The sequence below is a fragment of the Sphingomonas sp. SRS2 genome, assembly GCF_000971055.1.
Taxonomy (GTDB): domain Bacteria; phylum Pseudomonadota; class Alphaproteobacteria; order Sphingomonadales; family Sphingomonadaceae; genus Rhizorhabdus.
Window position 1 is genome coordinate 38,869 of sequence record NZ_LARW01000058.1, and the last position, 25,454, is coordinate 64,322.

General features: G+C 64.7%; 24 protein-coding genes and 1 tRNA gene. 6 read left to right on the top strand and 19 right to left on the bottom strand.

The window, feature by feature from the left end:
• Window positions 1-25 precede the first annotated feature (25 nt).
• The 4 genes from WP12_RS04905 to hemB all read right to left on the bottom strand — a co-directional run bounded on the left by WP12_RS04905 (window position 26) and on the right by hemB (window position 3,973).
• On the bottom strand, window positions 26-1,831 hold the full coding sequence (locus WP12_RS04905) for an aminopeptidase P family protein (protein WP_046192639.1): 1,806 nt from the start codon (window positions 1,829-1,831) through the stop codon (window positions 26-28).
• A gap of 86 nt (window positions 1,832-1,917) precedes the next feature.
• Complete coding sequence (locus WP12_RS04910; protein WP_046192640.1) at window positions 1,918-2,454, bottom strand: gamma carbonic anhydrase family protein; 537 nt, start codon at window positions 2,452-2,454, stop codon at window positions 1,918-1,920.
• Complete coding sequence (locus WP12_RS04915; RefSeq protein WP_046192641.1) at window positions 2,451-2,984, bottom strand: GNAT family N-acetyltransferase; 534 nt, start codon at window positions 2,982-2,984, stop codon at window positions 2,451-2,453. The genes WP12_RS04910 and WP12_RS04915 overlap by 4 nt, the downstream gene beginning before the upstream one ends.
• Window positions 2,981-3,973 (bottom strand): porphobilinogen synthase, encoded by a 993-nt coding sequence (hemB, locus tag WP12_RS04920; RefSeq protein WP_046192642.1) that lies wholly within the window; start codon window positions 3,971-3,973, stop codon window positions 2,981-2,983. Before hemB ends, WP12_RS04915 begins: the two co-directional genes overlap by 4 nt.
• 94 nt (window positions 3,974-4,067) lie before the next feature.
• On the opposite strand from hemB, the gene WP12_RS04925 reads away from it, so the two are divergent.
• Window positions 4,068-4,976, top strand: coding sequence for a diacylglycerol/lipid kinase family protein (locus WP12_RS04925; protein WP_046192643.1), 909 nt, complete (start codon window positions 4,068-4,070; stop codon window positions 4,974-4,976).
• Here WP12_RS04925 and WP12_RS04930 read toward each other — a convergent pair.
• From WP12_RS04930 to WP12_RS04960, 7 genes are all read right to left on the bottom strand, one after another.
• Entirely contained in the window at window positions 4,956-5,378 is a 423-nt protein-coding gene (locus WP12_RS04930) for a VOC family protein (RefSeq protein WP_046192644.1), read from the bottom strand. The two genes, WP12_RS04925 and WP12_RS04930, sit on opposite strands and share 21 nt — an antisense overlap.
• Before the next feature lie 63 nt (window positions 5,379-5,441).
• The gene (locus WP12_RS04935; protein ID WP_046192645.1) at window positions 5,442-8,117 is read right to left on the bottom strand and encodes a valine--tRNA ligase; all 2,676 of its coding nucleotides are present in this window, start codon (window positions 8,115-8,117) and stop codon (window positions 5,442-5,444) included.
• A gap of 166 nt (window positions 8,118-8,283) precedes the next feature.
• A complete protein-coding gene (locus WP12_RS04940) occupies window positions 8,284-10,314 on the bottom strand; it encodes a dipeptidyl-peptidase 5 (RefSeq protein ID WP_046192646.1) in 2,031 nt (676 codons plus the stop codon).
• Between the two features lie 70 nt (window positions 10,315-10,384).
• On the bottom strand, window positions 10,385-10,948 hold the full coding sequence (locus tag WP12_RS04945) for a DUF2497 domain-containing protein (RefSeq protein ID WP_046192647.1): 564 nt from the start codon (window positions 10,946-10,948) through the stop codon (window positions 10,385-10,387).
• Window positions 10,949-10,962: 14 nt separating this feature from the next.
• Window positions 10,963-12,450: a TolC family outer membrane protein gene (locus WP12_RS04950; protein ID WP_152663897.1), complete on the bottom strand. Its 1,488-nt coding sequence runs from the start codon at window positions 12,448-12,450 to the stop codon at window positions 10,963-10,965.
• A 14-nt stretch (window positions 12,451-12,464) separates the two neighbouring features.
• Window positions 12,465-13,109: a protein-L-isoaspartate O-methyltransferase family protein gene (locus WP12_RS04955; RefSeq protein WP_084690965.1), complete on the bottom strand. Its 645-nt coding sequence runs from the start codon at window positions 13,107-13,109 to the stop codon at window positions 12,465-12,467.
• A gap of 141 nt (window positions 13,110-13,250) precedes the next feature.
• Window positions 13,251-13,324: transfer RNA gene (locus WP12_RS04960), tRNA-Cys, on the bottom strand.
• 165 nt (window positions 13,325-13,489) lie between these two features.
• On the opposite strand from WP12_RS04960, the gene WP12_RS04965 reads away from it, so the two are divergent.
• The gene (locus WP12_RS04965) at window positions 13,490-13,981 is read left to right on the top strand and encodes a hypothetical protein (RefSeq protein WP_046192649.1); all 492 of its coding nucleotides are present in this window, start codon (window positions 13,490-13,492) and stop codon (window positions 13,979-13,981) included.
• A 10-nt stretch (window positions 13,982-13,991) separates the two neighbouring features.
• Here the strand turns inward: WP12_RS04965 and WP12_RS04970 are convergent, their stop codons facing one another.
• Window positions 13,992-15,014, bottom strand: a complete 1,023-nt coding sequence (locus tag WP12_RS04970; protein ID WP_152663898.1) for a tyrosine-type recombinase/integrase — start codon at window positions 15,012-15,014, stop codon at window positions 13,992-13,994.
• 128 nt (window positions 15,015-15,142) lie between these two features.
• On the opposite strand from WP12_RS04970, the gene WP12_RS04975 reads away from it, so the two are divergent.
• Complete coding sequence (locus WP12_RS04975; RefSeq protein WP_046192651.1) at window positions 15,143-15,406, top strand: hypothetical protein; 264 nt, start codon at window positions 15,143-15,145, stop codon at window positions 15,404-15,406.
• A 59-nt stretch (window positions 15,407-15,465) separates the two neighbouring features.
• A complete protein-coding gene (locus WP12_RS04980) occupies window positions 15,466-15,648 on the top strand; it encodes a hypothetical protein (RefSeq protein WP_046192652.1) in 183 nt (60 codons plus the stop codon).
• Between the two features lie 93 nt (window positions 15,649-15,741).
• Here WP12_RS04980 and WP12_RS23920 read toward each other — a convergent pair whose 3' ends face one another.
• The 7 genes from WP12_RS23920 to WP12_RS05010 all read right to left on the bottom strand — a co-directional run bounded on the left by WP12_RS23920 (window position 15,742) and on the right by WP12_RS05010 (window position 22,184).
• On the bottom strand, window positions 15,742-15,909 hold the full coding sequence (locus WP12_RS23920) for a BrnA antitoxin family protein (RefSeq protein ID WP_084690966.1): 168 nt from the start codon (window positions 15,907-15,909) through the stop codon (window positions 15,742-15,744).
• 12 nt (window positions 15,910-15,921) lie between these two features.
• Complete coding sequence (locus WP12_RS04985) at window positions 15,922-16,314, bottom strand: type II toxin-antitoxin system HicB family antitoxin (protein ID WP_046192653.1); 393 nt, start codon at window positions 16,312-16,314, stop codon at window positions 15,922-15,924.
• A gap of 22 nt (window positions 16,315-16,336) precedes the next feature.
• Window positions 16,337-16,519, bottom strand: coding sequence for a type II toxin-antitoxin system HicA family toxin (locus tag WP12_RS04990; protein WP_046192654.1), 183 nt, complete (start codon window positions 16,517-16,519; stop codon window positions 16,337-16,339).
• Between the two features lie 291 nt (window positions 16,520-16,810).
• Window positions 16,811-18,091: a glycoside hydrolase family 130 protein gene (locus WP12_RS04995; protein WP_235398971.1), complete on the bottom strand. Its 1,281-nt coding sequence runs from the start codon at window positions 18,089-18,091 to the stop codon at window positions 16,811-16,813.
• Window positions 18,092-18,128: 37 nt separating this feature from the next.
• Window positions 18,129-20,402 (bottom strand): glycosyltransferase family 4 protein, encoded by a 2,274-nt coding sequence (locus WP12_RS05000; protein WP_046192655.1) that lies wholly within the window; start codon window positions 20,400-20,402, stop codon window positions 18,129-18,131.
• Window positions 20,403-20,645: 243 nt separating this feature from the next.
• Window positions 20,646-21,776 (bottom strand): glycosidase, encoded by a 1,131-nt coding sequence (locus WP12_RS05005; RefSeq protein ID WP_046192656.1) that lies wholly within the window; start codon window positions 21,774-21,776, stop codon window positions 20,646-20,648.
• Window positions 21,777-21,839: 63 nt separating this feature from the next.
• Window positions 21,840-22,184 (bottom strand): DUF952 domain-containing protein, encoded by a 345-nt coding sequence (locus WP12_RS05010; RefSeq protein ID WP_046192657.1) that lies wholly within the window; start codon window positions 22,182-22,184, stop codon window positions 21,840-21,842.
• Between the two features lie 387 nt (window positions 22,185-22,571).
• On the opposite strand from WP12_RS05010, the gene WP12_RS05015 reads away from it, so the two are divergent.
• Together WP12_RS05015 and WP12_RS05020 are read left to right on the top strand one after the other, a co-directional pair.
• Complete coding sequence (locus WP12_RS05015) at window positions 22,572-24,299, top strand: hypothetical protein (protein WP_046192675.1); 1,728 nt, start codon at window positions 22,572-22,574, stop codon at window positions 24,297-24,299.
• A 56-nt stretch (window positions 24,300-24,355) separates the two neighbouring features.
• Complete coding sequence (locus tag WP12_RS05020) at window positions 24,356-25,429, top strand: sensor histidine kinase (RefSeq protein WP_084690967.1); 1,074 nt, start codon at window positions 24,356-24,358, stop codon at window positions 25,427-25,429.
• The last annotated feature ends 25 nt before the right edge of the window (window positions 25,430-25,454 follow it).

Here is a 25,454-nt window from a genome sequence, read left to right on the forward strand (position 1 = left end):
ACTCACCTGCCCGGACAAAGGATTTTTATGCTTGTGCGGTCGCGCTTTCAAGCAGCGGCGCAGTGGCCCGGACGAGCCAGTCCGCCGCCTCCCCTTCAAGCTGCGGCCCCACGATCCCGCGCACCCTGGCATGATAGGCGTCGACCCAGGCGACCTCCCCGGCATCGAGCATCGAGACATCGATCAGCGCGCGCTCATATGGCGCGAAGGTCAGGGTCTCGAAGCCGAGCATATCCTTCTCGGCATCCGGCAGATCCTGTTCGACGGTGAGGATGAGATTCTCGATGCGGATGCCGTACTCGCCCGCCTTGTAATAGCCCGGCTCATTCGAGAGGATCATGCCCGGCTGGAGCGGTTCGTCGCCACCGCCGAAGGTGGCTATCCGCTGTGGTCCTTCATGCACCGACAGATAAGCGCCGACGCCATGGCCGGTGCCATGGGCATAATCCAGCCCGGCCGCCCACAAATATTGCCGCGCTAGGATATCGAGCTGGCCGCCGCGCGTTCCCTTCGGGAAGACTGCGCGGGCGATCGCGAGATGACCCTTGAGCACCCGCGTATACCGGTCCCGCATCTCCGCAGTGGGCGTGCCGACCGCGATGGTACGGGTCACATCGGTGGTGCCGTCCTGATATTGCCCGCCGGAGTCGACGAGGTAGAGCGAGCCCGGCTCGAGCTTGCGGTTTGTCTCCTCGCTAGCCCGGTAATGGACGACGGCGCCATTGGGTCCAGCGCCGGAGATGGTGTCAAACGACAAATCCTTGAGCAGCCCGGTTTCGGCGCGGAAGGCCTGAAGCTTGTCGGATGCGGTCAGTTCGTCGAGCCCGCCCCCGGGAGCCTCAACCGACAGCCAGTGGAGGAAGCGGCTCAGCGCCGCGCCGTCGCGCGCCTGGGCCGCCTTGTGCCCGGCTACCTCGACATCGTTCTTGATCGCCTTCGGCAACACTACTGGGTCGCGCGCCTCGATCAGCGCCGCGCCGCCGCCCGCCAGCGCCTCGAAGATAGCGGCCACCGCCCGCTCGGGATCGACCGCGACGGTCTTGCCCGCCATAGCTTTGAGCGCGGACTCGAACCCCTCGCGTGGATGCAGCCGCACGCCGTTGCCAAGATGCGCGCGAACCTCGTCGTCGATCTTGTCGGGGGCGACATAGAGATCGGCGGTCGCATCGGCATGGACGACGGCATAGGCAAGCGCCACAGGAGTCCGGTCGACGTCCTGCCCACGAATGTTGAACGCCCAGGCGATCGAATCGAGCGCGGAGAGGACTGCCGAATCCGCCTTCTTCGCGGTCAGCCAGTCCGCAACGTCGGCGCGCTTGGCCGCCGAGCTCTTGCCGGTCAGCTCATCGGGCTGGACGACCAGCCGCGCCGCCGACGGCGCAGGCCGTTCAGGCCAGACGGTGTCGACGGGGTTGGTATCGACCGCGACCAACTCAGCGCCCTTGCTCGCCAGTGCCTTCTGCGCCGCGATCACCCAGGTCCGGGTGTGGAGCCAGGGATCATAACCGATCCGTCCGCCATCGGGGGCGTGCGCCTCCAGCCAGTCGGCGGTGCTGGTCTGGGGCACCGACTGATAGCTCCAATGCTGGCCATCGACCTGTTCGCGGACCTGAAGCGTATAGCGCCCGTCGACGAAGATCGCGGCTTCGGCGGGCAGCACCACCGCCGAGCCGGCCGAGCCCTGGAAGCCAGTCAGCCAGGCGAGGCGCTGCGCATAGGCGCCGACATATTCGCTCATATGCTCATCGGTCAGGGGGACGACGAATCCATCGAGCTTGCGGCGCGCGAGTTCTTCGCGGAGCGCCTTCAGACGGTCTTCATAGCTGGACATGGGGAGGAACCTCGATCGTGTTGCGATCAAGATAGGCGCGGCGCCGGGACGGGGCAATGTTTGACGTCCGCCGGCCCGGGATCTCCTCAGCCCTTCGCGACCGCCGCCTTGTGCTTCCGCCCTTCGACGACATAGCCCGCAACGCCTTTTTGATTCCGGGCGATCTCCTCGGGCGTCAGGTCACGCATATATTTGGCCGGGCGGCCGCTCCACAGCTGGCCGGCGGGGATGCGTTTGCCGGGGGTCAGCATCGCGCCCGCCGCCAGCATCCCATCCGACTCGATGACACAGCCGTCCATCACGATCGCGCCGAAGCCGACAAAGGCGCGGTCGTGCAGCGTGCAGCCATGGACCATTGCGAGATGGCCGATCAGGACATCGTCACCGATCACCGTGGAGTGAGTGCCGGCCGAGATATGGATGACGCTGCCATCCTGGACGTTGGTGCGTGCGCCGATGCGGATATGATGCACATCGCCCCGGATGACGACATTGTACCAGATGCTCGACTCCGCGCCGATCTCGACATTGCCGATCACTCGCGCTCCGGGTGCGACGAATGCGTCAGGATCGATCTTGGGGGTGGTGCCCTCATAGGTCAGGATGGTTGCGTCGTTGCTCATGCGGGTCTTCCGATAGTGTAGACGATATGCGGTTTCAGCCGTTCTTCGAGGCCCGGCTGGGGATGGTTGAAATCCAGATCGCGCCGGCGTTGCATGCCGAGCCGTTCCATCAAGCCCCAGCTCCGGCTGTTGGCGGGCACGGTCATCGCCCAGATCGCGTCGGCATCGGTATTGGCCCAGCCCCAGGCAAGGCTGGCGGCAGCTGCCTCGCGCGCATAGCCCGCGCCCCAATGCGCGGCGGCCAGCCGCCAGCCGATTTCGACACGTCCTTCGATCGGCGTGCTGATCGCGCCCGGTTTCAGCCCGCAAAAACCCAGAAAGGCTCCGTCTTGCTTTCGCTCAACCGCCCAGAAGCAATAGCCGGCATCGGCAAGGAACCCATTCTGCCGCGCGGTCATGACATCAATATCGTCATGACCCAACGGCGGACCGAGATACTCCATCACCGCCGGGTCGTTGCCCATCGCGTGGAACGGCGCCTTGTCGGCCTCGACCCAGCCGCGCAACACCAAACGCTCGGTCTCGATCATGCGCCGAGCAGGCGCGCCGCATGGAGCGCATGGTAGGTCAGCACCCCCGACGCCCCGGCGCGCTTGAACGCCATCAGCGTCTCCAGCACCATCGCGTCGCGATCGGCCGCCCCGGCAGCCACGGCGTGCTCGATCATCGCATATTCGCCCGACACCTGATAAGCGAACACCGGCACCTCGAAGCGCTCCTTCACGAGCCGGACGATGTCGAGATAGGGCAGCCCCGGCTTCACCATCACGCTGTCCGCGCCCTCGGCCAAGTCCAGCGCGACCTCGCGCAGCGCCTCCTCGGCATTGGCAGGGTCCATCTGATAGCCCTTCTTGTCGCCTTTCAGCAGGCCACGCGTATCGACCGCGTCACGGAACGGGCCGTAGAAGGCGGAGGCATATTTGGCAGCATACGCCATGATCTGGATGTCGACATGGCCACTCGCCTCCAGCGCCGCCCGGATCGCGCCGACGCGCCCGTCCATCATGTCGGACGGAGCGACGATGTCGCTGCCCGCCTCAGCCTGCACCAGCGCCTGGGCAACCAGCACCCCGCTGGTGGGATCGTTCAGGACATGGCCGGTGGCGTCGACCAGCCCGTCATGGCCATGGCTGGTATAGGGATCGAGCGCGACATCGGTCAGCACGCCGATATCGGGCACCGCGTCCTTGATCGCCCGGATCCCCCGGCACATCAGATTGTCGGGATTGAGCGCCTCGCGCCCGTCGTCGCTGCGCAATTCGCGCGGCGTGTTAGGAAACAGCGCGAGGCACGGGATCCCGGCGGCCTTCGCTTCCCGCGCGCGATCGGCAAGCTGTGCGAGTGGCCAGCGCGATACGCCGGGCAGCGAGGCGATCGGCTCGACATCCGCGCCATTGGCGATGAACAGCGGCCAGATCAGGTCGGAGGGGGTCAGCACCTGTTCGGCGAACATGGCACGGCTCCAGCCATGACGGCGCGGGCGACGCAGGCGAAGCGCGGGATAGGAGGCGTGAGTCATGCGCGGTGCTTTAGCGGCTGGAGGCTTGGGGTGCAAAGCCACGCTACGCGAACGGTCTGGACCCGAAACAGACAGTCGCGCGTTGGCCCGCTGCATGACTGATCCCCAATCCCCTGCCCGCTCCGCCATCCTGATCGTCAACGCCCTGTCTCGCCAGGGCCGAAAGCAATATGACGCCGCCTGCGCCGGGCTGCGTGCGGCGGGCGTCGACCTGCTGGACGCGATCGCGATCGACGAGCCGGGCACGCTGAACGACAAAGTGGCCGAGGCCGTGGCGCGCAAGCCGTCGATGCTGATCATCGGCGGTGGCGACGGATCGCTGTCCTGCGCCGTCGATCAACTCGTCGGCACCGACACCATCTTCGGAATCCTGCCGCTCGGCACCGCGAACAGCTTCGCCCGCTCGCTCGAAATACCGCTTGATCTCGACGGCGCGATCAAGGTGATCGCCGAAGGCGCGCCGCGCCGGATCGACCTCGGCATGATCGACGACGACTATTACTGCAACTGCGCCGCTATCGGCCTGTCCACCAAGATTGGCGGACATATCCCGCCCGTCCTCAAGAAGACGCTGGGGCGGCTCGGCTATCTGATCTGGGCGAGCTATCAGTCGATGAAATTCAAATCGTTCAAGCTGATCGTTACCCATGACGGGGTGCGGGAGACGGTCGACGCGCTGGAGGTCCGTATCGCCAACGGCTCCTACCATGGCGGAGTCGAGCTGATCGACGAGGCCGATCCGCAGAGTGGGGAAATCGTCGTCCAGGTGGTCGTCGGCCGTTCGCCCGCGCAGCTCGGCTGGAGCTGGTTCACCAGCTATTTGCGGCTGCGCGCGCGCAAGGACACCACGATCGAGTATCGCGGCCGGGAAATCCGGGTCGAAACCGTGCCGCCGCTTAAGATCTCGATCGACGGCGAGGTACTCGCCAAGACACCCTTCACCGCAAGGGTCGCCGTCAAGGCGGTTCGCGTGATGGCTCCGCTAGACGCCGAAGGTCACTAGACCCCGGTCGTCGATCGCCCAGGCCGGGTTCCACGCGATTTCCCAGGCATGATCGTCCGGATCGGCGACATAGCCCCGAAAGCCGCCATGGGGCGGCGCATCGCCTTCGCGCAGCAGCGTCCCGCCGGCTGCGACCAGCCTGTCGATGAGCTGCTTCACCGCTTCCGGCGAGTCGACATTATGCGCCAATGCGAAAGCCCCTGGGCGGCCGAGCCCCTGCCGCTGCATGTCCGCCTCCAGCGCACTCTGAAGCCACATGCCGAGGACGAAACCGTTCATCTGATAAAAGGCGATCTCGTCATTCTCGAACGCCGGAGTCCAGCCGAAGCCTTCTCCGTAAAAGCGTTTTGAACGATCGGGATCGCTTATGCCGAGCGTGATGACCGAAAGCTGTTGCTGCATGTTCGCACCCTCCGCCTTGCCAACGACCAGATGCGCCGGGTTTCACCACGCCGGAGCGTACGATCAGCCCAGCCGCGCCAACGCCGCGCTCAGCTGCTCTGCTTCGAGGCTCTTCTCGGCATGGTCCCGGCGTGCCTTGTCGAGCGCTTCGGGCTTGGCCTTTTCGACGAAGGCGGGATTGCCGAGGCGGGCGGCGAGACCGTCACGCTCCTTGCTGGCCGCCGCGATCCCCTTGGCCAGGCGCGCGCGCTCGGCGTCGAGATCGATCACGCCTTCCAGTGGCAGCACATAAGTCGCTTCATCGACGACGACCTGCGCGGCGCTGCCGACCGGGGCATCGCCCTCGGCCAAGTCGATCCGCGCGAGGCGCGCGATCACTGCCGCATTCGCCACGAGCCGCGACCGCGTCAGATCGCTGGCATCACGCGCATAGGCCGGCATGCGCGCGCCCGGCGGCACGTTCAGCCCGGTCCTCGCCCCGCGCACTTCGCTCACCATGCGGATCAGCCAGTCGATCTCCTGCTGCGCCGCCGGGTCGATCGCCCGCGCATCGGCCATCGGCCATTTCGCGACGATGATGTCGTATGGCCGCTCGCCCAGCGCATGCCACAGCTCTTCGGTGATGAAGGGCATGAACGGGTGGAGCATCACCAGGATCTGGTCGAGCGCCCAGCCCGCGACGGCGCGGGTCTCGGCGGCATGGCCCTCGTCCGCACCCTCGGCGAGCAGCGGCTTGGTCAATTCAATATACCAGTCGCAGAAGCTGGCCCAGGTGAAGTGGTAAATCGTGTTCGCCGCCTCGTCGTAGCGCAGGTCGGCAATGGCGAGGTCGAGCGCCTGCACCGTCTTGACCGTCTCGGCGATGATCCAGCGATTGACCGCCAGCTCCGCCTTCGGCGCCGCGATCGACGCCGATGCTCCGATGCCGTTGCCCTGCGCGAAGCGTGCGGCGTTCCACAGCTTGGTCGCGAAGTTGCGATAGCCCTCGACGCGTTTCTCATCGAGTTTGATGTCGCGGCCCTGGCTCTCCATGGCTGTGAGCGTGAAGCGCAGCGCATCGGCGCCATATTTGTCGATCAGGCCGAGAGGATCGACGGTGTTGCCCTTGGACTTCGACATCTTCGAGCCATCGGCGGCACGGACAAGTCCGTGCAGATACAAGGTCTTGAAAGGCACTTCGCCCATGAAGTGCAAACCCTGCATGATCATGCGGGCATCCCAGAAGAACAGGATATCGAAGCCCGAGATCAGCACGTCATTGGGATAATGGCGCGTCAGCAGCGAGCGCCCCGCCCCCGCCGGATCGCCCTGCAACGGCGCGTCGGGCCAGCCGAGCGTGCCGAACGGCCACAGTGCCGAGGAGAACCAGGTGTCGAGCACGTCGCTGTCACGGGTCAGTTTCCGGCCCGCGCCCGCCAGCGCCTGCGCGCCTGCCTCGTCCTCAGCGACGTAAACCTCGCCGTCCTCGTTATACCAGGCCGGGATCTGATGCCCCCACCAGAGCTGGCGCGAGACGCACCACGGCTGGATATTTTCAAGCCAGTTATAATAGGTCTTGGTCCAGCTTTCGGGGACGACCTTGATCGCGCCCGATCGCACCGCTTCGATCGCGGGCTTCGCCAGCGTCTCGGCATCGACATACCATTGGTCGGTGAGCCAGGGCTCGATCACCACGCCCGAGCGGTCGCCATAGGGCGTCTGGATGATCCGGTCCTCGATCTTCTCCAGCAGGCCGGCGTCGTCGATCGCATCGATCACCTTGCCGCGCGCCTCGAAGCGGTCGAGGCCAAGATAGTCCGGCGGGATCAGGCCGTCCGAGGTCTGGACGACCTTCGCCTCGGCATCGAGCATGTTGAGCATCTGGCCGGCCTTGAAGCCCGCGCGCTTACCCACCTCGAAATCGTTGAAGTCGTGCCCCGGCGTAATCTTCACCGCGCCCGAGCCCAGTTCCGGATCGGCATGCTCGTCGGCGACGATCGGAATCAGCCGGCCGGTGATTGGCAGCCTCACCTGCTTGCCGATCAACGCCTTGTAGCGATCATCCTCCGGATTCACCGCGACCGCCATGTCGGCGAGCATCGTTTCAGGCCGCGTCGTCGCGACCGAAATCGCGCCGGAACCATCGGCGAGCGGATAGGAGAAATGCCAGAATTTCCCTTGGATTTCCTTCGTTTCAACCTCGAGATCGGAGATCGCGGTCTTCAGGCCGGGATCCCAGTTCACCAGCCGCTTGTCGCGATAGAGCAGCTTCTGATTGTAGAGATCGACGAACACCTTGAGGACGGCCTTCGAGAAGCCCTCGTCCATGGTAAAGCGCTCGTTCGCCCAGTCGCATGACGCGCCGAGACGGCGGAGTTGACGGGTGATCGTGCCGCCGCTCTCTTCCTTCCATTCCCAGACCTTCGCGATGAACTCGTCGCGGCTGAAATCGGTGCGCTTTTGGCCGGCGGCGTTGAGCTGCCGCTCGACCACCATCTGGGTCGCGATGCCGGCATGATCGGTGCCGACCACCCATAGCGCGTCCTTGCCCTTCAGCCGGGCGTGACGGATCAGCACGTCCTGCAGCGTGTCATCAAGCGCATGGCCGATATGCAGGCTACCGGTGACATTGGGCGGCGGGATGACGATCGTGTACGGTTCGGCATCGGGGCGCTCGGGGCGGAACAGCCCCTGCTCTTCCCAATATTTATACCAACGCGCTTCGATGGCGGCGGGGTCGAACGTCTTGTCTATCGTCATGATGGGGCTGGCTTTAGCGGGGGAATGCGGGCGGACGCCACCCGTTTTTACGCGACATGCAAAAAGCGTCATTCCAGCGCAGGCTGGGATCTCGGGGGGCGCAAGGGCGCGCTATCCTCCCGAGACCCCAGCCTGCGCCGGGGTGACGATCAGGAAACAGGGACAATCACTTCCCGCGATATTTTCCCATCCAGCCGAGTACCTCGCCATACCATTGGATGCTGTTCTTCGGCTTGAGTATCCAGTGGTTCTCGTCGGGGAACATCACCAACCGGCTTTCGACACCGCGACGCTGGGCGGCAGTGAACACGCCGATGCCCTGGGTATAGGGAATGCGGAAATCCTTCTCGCCGTGCAGGACGAGGATCGGAGTCTTCCAGGCGGTAACATGGTTGACCGGGTTCCACTTCTCGTAGTTCGACGCGACCTCATGATAGGGGCCGCCATGTTCCCATTCGTCGAACCATAGCTCTTCGGTTTCATAGGCCATCGCGCGGGCATCGAAGACGCCGGCGTGGCTGACGAGGCATTTGAAGCCGTCGGCCCACTGGCTGGCGATCCAGTTGACCATATAGCCGCCATAGGAGCCGCCCGCCGCGCAGGCATTGCTGCCGTCGAGCCAGCTGTACTTCGCCGTCGCGGCGGCGAGGCCGAGTTTGAGATCTTCGAGCGGCTTGCCGCCCCAGTCCTGGTTGATCGCATCGGTGAAGGCCTGACCATAACCGGTCGAGCCGTGGAAATCGACCATCACCGCGCCATAGCCCGCGCCCGCGAACACCGCCGGATTCCAGCGATAGGACCAGCCATTGCCGAACGATCCCTGCGGCCCGCCATGGATCAGGAAGGCGACCGGGGCTTTGGCGGCGGGGGCGAGCCCCGCCGGCTTGACCGCATAGGCCCAGACGGTGTCGCCGTTCGCACCCTTGAAGCTGAAATGCTCAACCGCCGGCATCTCGATGCCCGCCAGCTTGTCCTTGTTCACCGCGGTCAGCCGCACCGGCTTGCCCTTGCCAGTTCCCGAATAGAAGTCCGACGGCGCGGTGATGCTGTTGAGCGCGTAGATATAGCCCTTCGGCGTCGCGAGCAGCGTCCCCGCGCTGCCGTCCCCGGTCAGCCGGGTCGGCTTGCCGGTCGCAACCGATACCGCGAACACGGGATCATCGCCGGTGTCCTGCGCAGTCACATAGAGCGACTTGCCGTCCCTGCTCCAGGTCAAGCTGCCGACCGACCGGTCCCACGCCTCGGTCAGCGCGCGGACCTCGCCCGTCGCCAGATTGCGGAGCTGGATCACCTGCCGGTCCGCTTCGTAGCCGGGCCGCTTCATCGCGACATAGGCGAGCCACTTTCCATCGGGCGACACGACCGGGAGCGTGTCGGTGCCGTCATTGGCGTCGGTCAGGTTGACCGGGGCCGCCGATCCGTCCGCTGGCGCGGCGAAGATGTCGAGGTTGGTCGATAGCGGCTCGGTCTTCCCGGCCTCGCGCAGGGTGAAGTAGACGGTCCGGCCGTCCTTGCTCCACGCGACTTCGCTACCATCGCCGAACGGCTTGGAGGGCGTATCGCCGACCAGCGCACCGACGATCGGAATGCCATCGCCGCTGGTCTTGCCTCCACTCAGCGGCAACACGAATATCTGGGAGCGCTGGCCATCGGCCCATGTGTCCCAGTGGCGAATGAAATAATGGTCGTAGGTGCGTGCGCTACCGCCCTTCGCGGCGGCCCGCGTGTCGGCGAGCGACTTTGCGCCGACCGGGCGATCGGCCCAGACGAGCAGCTTGTCGCCGGTCGGCGCGATCCTGAAGCCGCTGATGTCCTGATCGGCGACAAGTTCGGGCGCGCCCCCCGCGACGGCCACGCGCCACAGCGCGGTCTTGTCGCCCTTAGCGGCGGTGAAGAATACCCATTGCCCATCGGGCGAAAAGGCCGGGGCGGCTTCGTTCAGCGCGGGATCGGCCGCGAGCTTCTCCGGGACAGCTCCCTTTCTCGACAGGTCGAGCCGCCACAGATCGGTACGGCCCTTGTTCGCGGCCATATCGGTTCCGCGCTGATCCCAGACGAGCCAGCGGCCGTCGGGCGACACATCGGCCGCACCGATGCGCGAGAGCGAGACGACATCTTCGATGGTGAGCGGGCGGGCATGCGCGGTGGCGCCGATGCCCGCGGCGAGGCCAATGGCCAGGAGCGGGAGTTTTTGCATGGCGCAAGACTAAGCCAAATGCAGGTCGGCGCAAGAGCTGTATCAGTGGAGTGGTACACACTCCCTTCGGTCAGCCGTCCTTCTCGGTCATCCGGCGGATTTCGGCCTGGACAAGCCGCTCGACCATGTCGGGCAGGTTCCGCTCGATCCAGTCGCTCAGGATCGGCTGAAGCGCGTCGCGGACCAGCGCGTCGAGGGTGATATCGCCCCCGGCCGGACGGGGGGTGGGCGTGCGCGGCATCAGGTCGCGCGGCACCGGACGCGGCGCGGCCGGCTGCGGCATTTCGGCCTCGGCCTGACGCAGCCGTTCGACCGCGCGCTGGACGGGCGCGGCAGGTTCAGGGATTGCGCGCGGTGGCGGCGGTGGCGGAACCTCGGCGGTGCGATCGGGCACGCGACCGGGCACCCGCTCGGTCAGTTCGAGAATCGATTCGGGCGGCTGGGACTCGCCCGGCCGGGGCCAACCGGTCATCGGCTCGCCAGGGCTGCGCGGCGCGGGCGGCGGCGCTATGGGCGCATGTTCGACCCGCGACGGCGCCACGGACTGCGGCGACGGCGTCTGTTCGTCGGAGATGATGCGTTTGATGGAAGCGAGAATATCTTCCATCGAGGGTTCGGGACGCGCTTCGGCCATGGAGCCGATATAGGCTATTTCCTGGAGGTTGCCACCGGCGTGTAAGGGGGCACCGCCGAAACGGTCGGCTGGCCCAGCGTGGTGGTTGCGACCGGCTTCGGTTTCTTGTCCTCGTCCCAGTCCCAGATGCGGCTGTTGACCCGCTTGTAGTTGGCGACCGGATCGTAAAGCGATCCGCCATCGAGGCCGAGATCGCGGGCCTGCGCGCGCCCCATAGCCGCGAGCAGCGCGAAGCCGGCGACATAGGCGTCGCGCTTGGCCGACACCAGCGTCGAACGCGAAATGAGCAGCTCCTGCTCCGCGTTCAGCACGTCGAGCACGTTGCGGGTGCCGACGCCCTGTTCGGCGCGGACGCCTTCAAGCGCGAGCTCGTTGGCCGAAACTGCCTGCTGCGACGAATCGATCACGCCCAGCGCGGCCTGATAGCGGGAGAAGGCGACCCGCGCGTCGGCGATCACCGCGCGCTCGGCCGCGGTCTGCGCCTCGATCGCCTGGCTCTTGCGAGCCTGCGCCTGACGGACCCGCGCACCGGGCTCACCGCCCTGGAAGATCGGGATCTGGGCCTGGAGGCCGACAGTCGCGGTCTTGTCGACCTGCCGCACGCCCGCCGCACCACCGGCCAGCGTTCCCTGATAATCGGTGTAGTCGCCGGTGCCGAACGCCGAGATGCGCGGCATCCGCTGCGCCCGGGCGATGCCGATGTCATAGTCGGCGGCGCGCGACGCCTGCCTGGCGGCGGCAAGATCGGGATTGTTGGTTACGGCGATGTCGACCGCGTCGTCGGACAGCGCCGGCAAGCCGGGCAGCGCGGGCGGCGCTTCGAGATTGTCGGGGAATTTTCCGACCACTTCGAGATAGGTTTGCCGGCTGTTGTCGAGTTCGGCCTGCGCGCGCTGAAGATCGCTGCGCGCCACCGAAAGACGGGCTTCGGACTGGGCAACGTCGGTGCGGGTCAGGTCGCCGACCTCGAAACGGTCGTTGCTCGCCTGCAAATTGGTCTGCAGCACCTTCACATTGCCGGCGTTGAGATCGACGATCGCGGTGTCGCGGATCACGTCCATATAGGCGGCCACCGCGCTGGTGAAGACATCGCCCTCGGTCGCCTGCAGATTGGCGCGGCCCTGCTCGACGCGCGCCTTGGCCGCCCTGATCGAATTGCGCACGAAGCCGCCTTCGAACAGCGGCACAGACGCCGTGACCGATCCGCCGATCGACTTCTTGGGCGAGGTGAAGCTGTTTGCCGAACGTTTGACGAAGCGGTTATAGGCGGCGGTCGCGCTCACATCGGGCAGGCCCTGGGCGCGGGCGATCGCGACATCCTCGTCGGTGGCGCGCAGGCCGGCGCGCGCGCCGGTCAGCGTCGGGTTGGCCGCATAGGTCTGGGCGAGCGCATCGCGCAACGTATCGGCGAACGCGGGACCCGAGAGGCCAGCCGCCATCACCGCCGCGACCGAGACACCCCAGCGGCGCATCGCCGACCCGTTACCAAGCTTGAAACTCACCCGGATCATCCCTCTCAGAAACTGAAGGCCGCCGGTGTCGCGAAACCGGGCAGGCGGGCGGCATCGGCATCGGCGAACGCCTTGACCCCGAACCCACGCCCGGCGCGCACGCCCGAAACGAGCCGTGTCACGCCATTGTCGATAATGGCCCCGACCAGCCGGCCGCCATCGGCCAGCTGATCGATCAGCGCCTGCGGAATTTCCTCGACCGCGCCATCGAGCACGATCAGCGCATAGGGCGCGCCCTTCTTGCTGCCCGCGTTGAGCGCCGCCTTGACCCAGGTCGCGCCAGGCACAGCCGCCTTGCCCGTCGCGAGCAGATCGGCATCCTCCTCGACAGCGACGACCGTCGCGCCCAGCTTTTCGAGCAGTGCTACGGTGTAGCCCGTCGCCGCGCCAACAACGAGCACGGTCTCGCCCGGCGCGATCCGCGCTTCGGTCAGCAGCCGTCCCGTCACCATCGGCGGATTGAGCGCCCGCCCGCCGCCGATCGGCAGAGCGATATCCGAATAGGCGGTCTGCGCCTTGTCGGCCGGAACGAAGCGTTCGCGCGCCACATCGCCCATGACGGACACGACCCGAGCGTCACTGACGCCGGTGGTCCGCAGCTGGCTGACGACCATGGCTCGGCGCATCTGCTCGAAATTCTGCTCGGTCACTGGGGTTTCCCGCTATTTAGTGTCTTATCCCTACAATACAGTAAGGCGAGGTTCAAGGCTTTATCGCGTCGCGGCATTCCAGCCAAGCGCGATCTCCTCCGCGACGGACGCGAAGTTAGCGAGGAGCAATAGTGCGGGAAGTGGAGGCCCGAGCCGGAATCGAACCGGCGTGCAAGGATTTGCAGTCCTCTGCGTAACCACTCCGCCATCGGGCCAAACGTTGAAAAACGGGGTTTTTCGTGGTCAGCGGGCTCTAGAGTTTGCAGTCGGATCCGTCAAGTTTGCAGTCGGATAATTCGTGCGTGATTCGTTCCTCCCCACCAGAAGCCTTACAAATGTCCCTGCTGATGATAGGGTGATCGGCTAAAGGGGAGCATATCATGATCGAGGCAATCGGTGCCGGACTGGGAAGTCTCAAGGCGGCAAAGGACATCGTCCAGGCGCTCAACGGCATCCAGACAGCCGCCGCCATCAACGATGTGAAGCTGACATTGCAGGGGCACATTCTCGAAGCGCAGCAAGGGCTCTTTGCCGCGCAGGAAGCGCAGACGGCCAGTGCACAGCGCGTCAACGAACTGACCGCGGAAATCCAGCGGCTTCGGGACTGGTCGTCCGAGAAGCAGCGCTATGAACTCAAGAACATCGGGGTGGGCACGTTCGCCTATATGCTGCGGCCGGATGAGCGGCGCGACGATCCGCCTTACTGGCTGTGCACCCGTTGCTTCGATGATGGCCAGAAGTCGATCTTGCAGTTTCAGGGGCGTGGCAACGACGCGCGCCAAGTTGTGCATAGCTGCTCCCGCTGCAAGGCTACCTTCGCAACGCGCCCGTGGGTAAAACCTGCCTATGACGCCGAGCCAGACGAGGACTGATCTGGCTAGGTCAGGCCTCGATTTTCGCGAGTGCGGCCTTAGCACGGAGCCGCTGGGAGGCGTATTTCAGCGCCATCTTGAAGGTCTGGTGACCGAGCACGCTCTCGATCTCGGCGACCGTGCAACCGGCCTCCTCCATCGTCGATCCGGCCGCATAGCGCAGGCCGTGCATCGATCGGTCATGCGGCATGCCGGGCGTGGCGCGAACCGCGCGCGACATGGCGGAGCCGAAAGCGTTGGCGCTCCACGGCACGTCGTCCTCGCGCAGGCAGATGACGTCCTTGTCGGGCATTGGGACCACCGCCCTGCCCTTCGGCTTGATCGCGTCGAGGTGACGGCGCAGCAGGCTGTGGCAGGCGATGTCGAGTAGCGCCCTGGTCTTCGACTGGCGGACGCGGATCATGTCGGTCTGGTAGCGCGACCAGGTCATCGCCACGACGTCGGACAGCCGCTGGCCCGTATAGAGCGCGAGCATGACCGGCGTCGCGATGTGCGGCTTGGCGTGCTGGAGGAACAGAGCGATCTCGTGATCGGACCAGACGACGATCTCCTTGTCGCCGCCCTTGGTCTTGAGTTTCTTGAGGCCGGCGGCCGGGTTGAACTTTTCCGGCACCATCCCCGCCTGGTCAGCCCAGCCATAAAGGGCCGACACCATCTGCTTGACCTTGTGCGCCTTGCGCGGGGTGCCGGCGAAGTCGTCGCGCACCGCCTTCACCATCGCCCAGGTGATGTAGCGATAGGGCTGGTCGGCCAGATCGTCGGCTTCGAGGATGTCGAGCGTCTTGCCGTAGTCGAGCTGGGTCGGGTCGGCGAGCGCGCGGAACTCGGCGCTCTCGCGATAGCGCTTGATCAGCCAGCGGAACGACTTGCGGTCGATCGCGGCTGGCTTGCGCTCCGCCGCCGCCATCTTCTCGGCATAGGCCGCATGGAAGGCCGACTCGCCGGGCTGGCCGGGCAGCGGGCAGTTGAGCCCGCCACGCCTAAAGCGCCAATAAACGCCCTTCACGACATAGGTGTAGGGCAGCTTAGCCACGGCCACGGTTCCGCTTCTCCAAAAATCGCCGTTCGACGTCGTCAGCTTCCTCCGCCTCGGAGGCGGTGTCCAGCGGTTGTCCGTCGAGGCGATCGGCGAAACGGTCGAGATCGTGGCGATCGTATACGGTGCCGGTCGTCGTCAACGCCACGGACGTCTATGGCATCGGCGACCTGACGACGGGCTATCATCGCTGGCTCGTCGATATCCAGAAGGACTATATCACCATCTTCATTGACGGGCTCGAGGTCTACCAGGCGGTCAACCCGTTCCACCGATCGACCTGGTATCCGATCATGAACGTTGCGGTGAAGACCCCCGACACCCTAAAACCCTATGACGACGGTTCCGGCGAGATGCGCGTTCGCAGCCTGAAGGTATGGGAGAACTGACGCCTATTTGCGCGTCGTCGTGTCGAAGGCAATGCCCACAATCGACGACAGCGCGTCGGTTGAGCGTAGCTGCCAAGGCGCATATCACCCTCCACAATCATTTCGATATCGCAATCGCTATCGACGATCTCGACTGGCAGGCCGAAGTAGCTTTTCGGATCATCGTTGAGGGTCTGAGCAAAGTTGGTGACATCATAGTTCCGGATGGCGGCGCGGAGGTCACGCTCGGCGGCATGGCTTAGCCGCCACCATCGCGGGAGGCGGGTCAAGCTCGGCCGCTGCCTGGATCATAGCGATCGCGCGGTTCGTGATGGCCTTCCCCCGTAGCTAGATGCTCAAAGCTCAACCGCCCTGCGCAGCGCTTCGCTCATGCGCGACTGCCAGTCAGGCCCGAGCCGAACGTAATGATCCAAAATGTCCCGGTCGATCTCGATAGAAATCTTCTGGCGTTTACCGGTGCGGGTTCGCGGACGGTCAACGGATGTCTTGGCCTTCGGGGGCATCTGATCCCTCCATCAATGCCTGCCCTGGATTTCGTTGCGCGCCGCCTCGGCGAGAAACGCGCTCCGGGTCAGCTTGCGGGCACCAGCTGCCGCGTCGATCGCTGCGAGCGTTCCCGCATCCATCGATAGATTCACTCGGGTGACTTTGCCGCTCACCGTCATGCGCGGAACCGCGATCAGAAACGCGCCCTCGGCCAAGTCGGCCGCCGCCACCTCGCGGATCGCCGCAACGCTGCTCGCGGCGGGCTCGGGCTGATCCTCCAGCCAAAGATCCATCGCCTCGGTCGCATTGGAGAGGACGTCTTCCAAATCGTCTGAGGCTGAGAAGCAGCCGGGAAGATCGGGGAAGTGGACCCCATAGGCGCTGTCCGGATCCTTGTGCACCACTGCATAGAAATATTTCATATCGATCCTCCGTTGGGGTGGCCTAGAGCCACCCCGCTTCCTTTGCTATCTGCCGGGCGGTCCCGATTGGCAGGTCCCGGTTGGGGTGCGATACGATGATCACCTTGCCGTTGCGGGTGAACTTGTGGTGCGCGCCGCTCACCGACTTTAGCTCCCAGCCTTCGCGCTTGAGCTGCTTGATGATCTTTTTCGTATCTCGTTCCATGCACATATAAATACACACGGATGCACAAGGCGTCAAGCGTCTTTGTGCAAATAAATACACACGGCTCGACGTGGAAAATCCCCAACGAGTTTTCACTCGCCCCGTAAGTCATTGAAATCAGGGGGGGGCGAAGCGTGAAATCTGCAAACTTTGGCGGATTTCCGGGCCCTGACGGCGGATTTGCAGTGCTCTGCGTAACCACTCCGCCATCGGGCCAGAGGAGCGCGGCAATGGCGGCGGGGCCGGCGATTGTCAACCGGCATTGGCCGCATCGACCATCGCGCGGCTGGCTTACCCCATCGCCGCCAGCAGGGAGTCGATGGGAATGAACGCAAACGCCACCGAGCTGTCGGCCACGCCATAGGGTATGAACAGCATGTCGCCATGTCGGAGCGCCCCGCAGGTGTAGACGACGTTGGGCACGTAGCCTTCGCGGTCCTCGTCGCCCGGGGCGAGCAGCGGCTCGACCGTCCGGCCTAGGACTTTGGACGGGTCGTCCTTGTCGAGCAGCACCGCGCCGATCGAATATTTGCGCATCGCGCCGACGCCATGGGTAAGCAGCAGCCAGCCCTCGTCGAGTTCGATCGGCGCGCCGCAATTGCCGATCTGCACCATCTCCCACGGATATTTGGGCGTGATCAGCAACTCGCCCTCAGCCCAGTTGTCGATCTCGGGCGAGCGGATCAGGAAGAGGTTCTCCCCATCCTGGCGGCCAATCATCATATAGTCGCCGTTCACGGTGCGCGGGAACAGCGCCATGCCCTTGTTGCGCGCGGAAGTGCCGCGGATCGGCTGCATGCGGAAGCTGCGGAAGTCGCCGGTGCGCAGAAATTCCGACCGAATCGTGCGACCGTCATAGGCGGTGTAGGTGCCGATCCATTCGACCGAGCCATCGTCATGGGTAAACTGGAGCAGGCGCAAATCCTCCAGCCCGTTCGATTGCTCGCGGGTGATCGGGAAGATCAGCGTGCCCGAGATCGTCGAATCTTCATGGCGATGGATCTCGATCATCTCGTTACCGAGATCATGCCCATTGCGCCCCAGCGCGGCGGCGATGGCGAAAGGCGGCTCGGGCCCCAATTCGAAGTGCGCACCGGGGGACAATATTCCCTCGCGGAAGGCGATCGAGCTAATATGCCCCTCCCCCACCGCGCGCAGCGACATTATCACGCGGCGAGACCCCGGCGACAGGCCCGACTGATCGGGGTGCAGCACGATGCTGGGGTTCATCAGCGCAGCGGCGGCATAGCTATATTCGTGGCAGAAATAGGCGCCGATCAGCTCTTTCTGAACGGGAGATATGCTGCCGTTGAGACCGAGCGCCTTGGCAATCTGGCCATAGCGTTCATTGAACACGCTGCGGGTCTGCCAGTGGCGCGCCTCGAAGTCCTTGAAGATCAGCGCCAAAACGCTGTCAGCCTGCTGCTCGTCGAACGCGAGCACCTCGCTGACGATACGGCCTACCCGCCCGCCATGAGGATTCGCCGGATCGATGGGCAGATGAAACGGACGGACCACAACGCGCGACGCATCCGCCTGCAGCCGCATCGCCGTGTGGATCACTTCAACCAAACCTGCCGTCTCCCCTCATACGGTCAGCGGCTGACATTCACATGGCGACCGCACCTGCTCCGGAATGCTCCGCATCGTCGGCGGTTCCCGACAAACGTGCAATAGCGCAACAAGTAAGCTGGAATGCCAGCACCGATTCGGCGCCGGTGTTGAGGTTCGCCCGGTCGGTCATCAGCCCGTCGAAGCATATTCCGTCCGCCATCGAGGCCATTGGCTGGCCCAGGTCGTTTTCACCCAGATACCAGCGCCATGCCCGCATCGCGGCCTCGTGCCAGCGCGGGTCACCGGTCGCTTCGAACGCGGTGATCGCAGCGTCGGCGCTGGCCCATGCCTCCAAAGGTTGCTGATCATAGATCATCGGCGCGGCATAGCGACGGCCGAAGCTTTCGGTGCCGACGGCGCGGAAATGACCCGCCTTTGCGGTCTGGACGCCGTCGAGCCAATCGAGCGCATCGAGCGCGGCCTCGCTCATCGCGGCGTCACCGAGCAATTTGCCGGCGAGAAGCAGCGCCTCGGGCAGCCGGGCATTATCATAAGCGAGTACGGGCTCGAACCAACGCCAATCGGCGCGGCGATATTCAAGCAGCGCCGCATGCAGTGTGCCGCCGAACTGCCGGACAATCCTGAGCGCGCCTTCATGGCCGGGAACCGCGCGCAGCATCGACGCCGCGCCGAGCAGCGCGAAAGCACCCGAGCGCAGGCCCTCGAGCTTCAGCGCATGCGGCGCGACCTGATCGAACAGGTGGCGGGCCCAGCGGCGCAGATCCTCACGTGCGGCCTCGTCGGCGGTGACGCCGATCGACCATAGCGACCGGCCGAAGCTGTCCTGAGATCCGACCTCCTCGAGCCAACGACGATCGTATGACATGAAGTTGCGGAACGCGCCCGTCGAAGAATTCCAGGCATGCTGGACGAACGAGGCGTAGATCGTCGCCAGCGCCTCGCTTCGCGCGTCACGAGCGCCGCCCAGCCGGTGCATCAGGATCAGCGCGCGGGCATTGTCGTCGACGCAATAGCCATGATCGCGATCGGGAATCGAGAAGATCGAATGCTGCATTATCCCGCAGCTGTCGGTCAGCGCCTCGACGCCATCGAGCCGCGCCTCGGCGGGAGGATGGCGCAGTACCACGGGCAACCGTACCGGATGTTGCGAAACCGCCATGTCGAATATCTCCAGATATGCCTTCGCAAGACGGGGCCAGATCATAGTGCGGCCAAGCGCATAGGCGCCCCGCCGTGCCCGCTCGCGACGGACATCGTCGGCGAGCAACGCCGATATTTCCCGGGCGAAGGCGGCATGGTCGCCGAACGGCGCGAGCGCGCCCGTCTCCGGCGTCACAACCTCGACGGCGTGCCAATAGGGCGACGACACGACCGGTTTGCCGAGCGCCACCGCGTAGGACAGCGTTCCGCTCGTGATCTGCGCCTCGTTGAGATAGGGCGTCACATAGATGTCGACCGCTTCGAGATAGTCGAGCAACCGCTCGCTTTCGGCGAATTCGTTGATGAAACGGAGATGCTTCTCGACACCGAGCTCCTGCGCCAATTGGAGGATGCTTTCGCGATAGGCCTCCCCATCGCGCGCGACGAGATGCGGATGGGTCGCGCCGAGCACGACATAGAGCGCATCGGGATGCTCCGCGACGATTGCCGGCAGCGCACGGACGATCGTCTCAATCCCCTTGTTCGGCGACAACAGGCCGAAGGTCAGCAATATCTGCCGCCCCGAAAAACCGAAACGGCGCTTGGCTGCGGCAATATCGGCGAGCGGCCGATCGGGCACGCCATGCGGCACGACCACGATCTTCTCACGCGCGATGCCATGAACCTGCTCGAGCAGGAAGCGGCCCTTTTCGGCCATCACGATCAGCTTCGACGCGCGGCGCGCGAGCCGTTCGATCACATCGCGCTGATCGGCGTCGGGATGTTCGAGGACCGTGTGGAGGGTGACCACGACGGCCGCCTGGAGATGATCGAGAAGCTGGAACAGCAGCACACCCGCCGCCCCGCCAAAGATTCCATATTCATGCTGGACGCAGACGATCTGCGCGCCGCTGTCGTTTATCCGGCGCGCGGCGGCGCGATAGTCGGCGAGGTCGTTCTGGGAAATCTGGCAGACGACATGATCGGGATAGGCGTGGAGCGAGCCGGGCTCGTCCATCGCATAGACATCGGCGCGAACATCGGGACGGGCAGCGGTCAGCGCCTGGCGGACATCGTTAGTGAAGGTGGCGATACCGCACCGGCGGGGCGGATGGTTGCCAATGATCGCGACATGGTTGATCCGCCGGGCAATGTCCATTCCGCTCATCCTCCGCTTCCTCGACCAAAGACGAGGGGCCACGCATGCTAAATGCTCGACTGAGGAAAAGGTTGCAGCGCAACAATGATACACCAGACTTGATGCAAATTAAGTCTGGCAGAAAAATGTCGGCGTTATCCGAAACAAAATTAGCAGAAATATCGCTTTATATTCGATAAATCAGGCTGTTTCATCAAGCCATTTCCGGGCCGTTATTACCGCAATGCAGCAAATAGTGCGTGGCGTATATAGTCATTCGGAGAACAATGTTTTGGGAATGTGCGTAAGGCGGCAGGCCAGATCGCCTTCGCCTGACACGACTATATAATGATCGCCACCATCGGCGATGCCGGTCGTGAAGACGACATCACGGATATAGACCTGATGTTCGATCGGCTGCGTTAGCTGCGGACTTGCCTCGATCAGCGGCGCATGGTCGGTGCGCAATATCTTTGTCGGGTCGTCGCGATCCATGATCGACCAATAGGTGCGATAAATGCCAACGATCCCGTTGGGCTCGACCCCATGCCACAGCGTGAGCCATCCCGCGTCGGTGAGAACAGGCGGCGTGCCCCCACCGATGCGCGCGGTCGCCACGGTGCTCGCATGCGGGCGAATGCTGGGCCTGACATGCGGTTTCCAATGAAGCGCGTCGGGCGAGGTGGCGAGGTTGATCGAAGGGCCCGCGCGCCACTCGCTGCCGGGCGGATAGGCGAAATAGAGATCGCCGAGCGGGCGGGTCTGCGCCCAATATTGCCCATCAATCAGGCCTTCGAAGATAAGCATGTCCTTGTTCTGATGATCGAGGACGATCCCTTCGAAGCGCCAGTCGAGGCCGTTATCCGAACTGTAGAGCGTCGTCGAATGGCGCTCGGGACTGACCGAGCAGGTCGTCATCAGGTAGCGGTCGCCAACTCGTGAGATGCGAGCATCCTCGATCCCATAGCATTGGAAACTGTGCGTCGGCGCAATCGCCTTGTCATAATGGATGGCGACCTTGCGCAGCCCATCGGGGCTCATCTCGACCGGCAGCAGCCAGGACAAGGAGGTCAGCGCCATCACCTTCCACCCGCCGCCCGTCAGCATGAACTTGCGCGGATCGGCGGTATCGGCATGTTCGAGCGGCCAGGCGTCGAGGACATAGGCGGGCGCCCCGCCCTCGTCGTTCCAGCGGATCGCATGGACATGGGCGTCACGAATCGGATGGCACAGCGCTTCGGCCACCCGTACCATCATCAGCAGATTGCCGTTGGGCAGACGAGTGAGCCCCGGGTTGAACGCGCCGAGCACATAGGTCGGGGCATCGAAATGCCCGGCAAGCGGTGACCGCGACAGATCGACGTCGTCCGGAACGAAGACCAGTGTATCGACGGGATAGCGCATCCATTGTCTCCCTGACTGGCCTGCGGAGCGATAACGACGACAGCGCCCGCAAGTTGCCTGCGCTTATCCGGCGACGGGCAACTTCAGCGATCCATCGGGCTCGCGCTCGACCGGGCCATAAGCGATCACGACATCCAGCGTCAGTCGCCCATAGACGTGCGGAAAGAGCGCGCCGCCGCGCGACGGCTCCCAGCGCACGGCATCGCCCAGCGCTTCGAGGTCTACCGCCGCGATCACCAGATCGCCCTGCCCGGCGAAATGGCGGATCAGGGTCTCGTCGGCCTGCGTCGCGGTCGACAAATGGATATAGCCGTCGGTCCGGTCGACCGGCGCGCCGTCAAAGCTTCCATCTTCGAGTTCGGTCCATTGGTCCGCCGTCAAAATCTTATAGGCTATGCTGTCCGCCATGCTTCCCGACCTCCTGTTCGCCACCATGCGCCGCGCGGTTTCGCAGGACGAAGGACTTCAATCAACGCGCGACGGCGCGCATCGTGCATGGTCTTCGCGACAGGATATGAAAAGGCCGACCGTTCGCTGGTGGGGGCCATGCGAACGATCGGCCGATTTTCGCCCGTTATGCCGGGCCGGCATCCTGTTGGGGGTAGGATACCCGCCTTATCACATCGCGGCGCGCGCTGCCCCGGAGGTTCCGTAGCCAGCGCCGGACCTTGGTGCGGGAGGAATTGCCCGGCGGGCAGTGACTATCCGTGTCTGTTACCGTTACAAAGCATGTAATCGAGCCGCGCAAATCAGCGGTGACACCCGTGCGATTTCACGCTACCTTTGGTCATCGACATGAGCGAGACCAGCGACGTCGCGATCGATCGCACCGAGGCCGGGGCGCCGCAGCCGGGCGCGCGCGCCGCCGCCAACGATGCCGATCGGATGCGCGAAGAGCTGCAGACGGTAATCGCGTCGCCCGATTTCGCACGGGCCCCGATCATGAAGCGGCTGCTGTCCTTCCTGGTCGGAGAGACCGCGGCAGGACGGGGCGACCAGCTCAAGGCCTATTCGGTCGCGGTCGACGGTCTGGGCCGCGCGCCCGACTATGACGCCAGGGCCGACAGCTATCCCCGCGTCCAGGTCGGGCGGCTCCGTCGCATGCTCGACAGCTATTATAATCTCACAGCGCCGGCCGGCGGCCTTCGCCTCACCATACCCAGTGGCCGTTACCGCGTGGCGCTTCAACCAGCGGTCAGCGCGCCCGAGGCCGGCGTCGGCATCGCCCTGGATTCGATGCTGCCGGAACGGCCGCTGGCTTTTGGCTGGCAGGTCGCGATGCTGCTCATGCTGGTCCTCCTTGTGGCGGCGGCGCTGTTCAGTTTCGTGCCAATGCGGACAAGCTCGCCCAGCGCCGGTCAGGCGCGGCCGATCCTCGAACTCGCCGGCTCGGAAATGGCGCGCGGCAGCCAGCTCGGCGATGTCGTGCGGGCGACCCTGCTCAACGGCCTTGGCCGCAGCAGCGTCTATGATCTGCGTGTGTTGCGCCGTTCCGGCTCCCGCGATTTGCAGGCCGCTCCGGCGCGTTACCGGCTCAGCACCGACATGATCGACGGCGCCAGTCCACGCCTCTTCCTGAGACTGTCACGGATGTCGCCAGATCGGCTGCTGTGGTCCGGAGACATCAGCCTTCCGCCCGCGGGCGAAATCGACGCCGCGGAGCTCGACCGCCGGCTTGCGCCGGCCATCGCGTCGATCGGACGCGTCAACGGCCTGCTCGCGACCCATGAGCTCCAGGAGAATGACGGGCGGGAGGCGGCGGACTACAGCTGCCTCCTGCTCTACCATCGCTATCGCAAGGACCGCACCGACACGGAACGCGACCATGCCAGCACCTGCGTCGAAAACAGTCTGAAGCGGAATCCGGAGGACGCGGGATTACAGGCTGCCGCAGCGCAGCTGACGATCGAACGCATCGTCACGACCGACGTCGATCCGCGCGATCGCGCCGCGCAGCTGCAAACGGCGCGACGACACGCCTATATCGCGACATCGATCAATCCACAGGATCCCTGGGCGCTGGCGGCCCGCGCCCGCGTTGCGGTTATCCGCAAGGCCTGTCCCCAGGCGATAAGCTTCGCGATGCGCGCCAGCCAGCTTCAGCCCTATGACCCCGCCCTGCTCGCCGATGTCGGCCTGTATTTGCTCGACTGTCAGGATATCCGCGCGGAAAGCATGATCCGGCGGGCGATCGCGCTCGACGATAACCCCGAGGGCCGATTCTACGCGCCGCTCCTCCTGCTCGCCATCGGCCGCGACGATCACGTGATGGCGCGCGAGGCGCTGGCGCAGATGGCGCCACCGGTGGTGGGCCGCCATGGCCGTTTCTACCTGATCAGCGCGACGGGCTATGCGATGATCGGCGATTATACCCGCGCACGGGCGGCCTGGGCTCAGCTCAAGATCAACCGGCCCAATATCGCCGCCGATCCCCAGAGCTATTTCGAACAACTGGGCTATGCGACCGACCTGCGCGACAAGGCGATGGCCCATCTCCACAAGGCTGGATTGATCGCGCGCTGACCGCCGGAATCGGATGCTGTCGGAATGGCTTCCCCGCGGCGCCATAGCAGGATAACATGACGGCGCCGCGATTGGGCACGCGGCATGTCCGGCTAGCCTCTGGCCTGCCGGACGAAAGTGGAGCAGGGACGATTTCAGTAATTCTCGATCTGCCGCACCGGCTTGCGGGGCGGAAACCTGATGTCTCGACCGATGTCGTCGTAGCGGCGGCGGCGGTCGGCCTCGCAGTTATTTGCCGCGCGATCGTCGACTCCTTCACACCCGGCGTCATCGTCTATGCCTTCGTCTTTCCGGCCGCGATCTTCGCCAGCCTCGTCGCCGGCGCACGCTCGGGGCTGATCGCCACCGCCGCCTGTCAGCTGCTGGCCTGGTACTTCGTGATCCCGGTCAAGCGCAGCTTTGTGATCACCGTGCCCGATGCGATCGGCCTGTTCGTGGCGACCGCTTCGGTCGCGCTGACGGTGTGGGTGGTCGCCGCCTTCCGCGCGACGTCGATCCGGCTCCAGGAGGAGCAGGAGCGCCACGTCGAACTGCTGTCGCTGGCGCTGAAGGAAGTCGATCACCGGACCCGCAACAATTTCCAGATTGCGGCGTCGCTGCTGCTCTCGCGCGCGTCGGGTCAGGACGACCCCCGCCTACGTGATGAACTTCAGCTCGCCGCCGGGCGGCTACAGTCACTCGCCGCGGCCTATAGCAATCTTGCGCTCAGCAGCGCCGATCTGTCGACCGTGCTGCTCCACGAGCATCTGCGCGAAATTTGCGACCGTATCCAGGAAGGGATGCTTCCCGCCGGGGTTGCACTGAGCTTTGACGCGGAACCGGTGCAGGTTCCGGCACAAGTTGCGGTCGCCATCGCGCTGATCGTCAACGAATGCCTTACCAACGCCGCGAAGCACGCCTTTCCCGATGGTCTTGGCGCTGTCGCGGTCTGGCTGCGCCCGGACGGCAACGACGCGCTCATCACGATCGAAGATGACGGCACCGGCAACAAATCGGACCGCAACACTGGCACCGGCTCGAAACTGATCGATGTCCTCGCCCGCAATCTGTCCGCCGAGTTCACCGTGACCAGCGCGACGACGACCGATCGGGGCACCCGTTGCGAACTCCGCGTGCCGCTGGGCGACTAGCCGAATTCGAGTCGGCCCGCGGCCT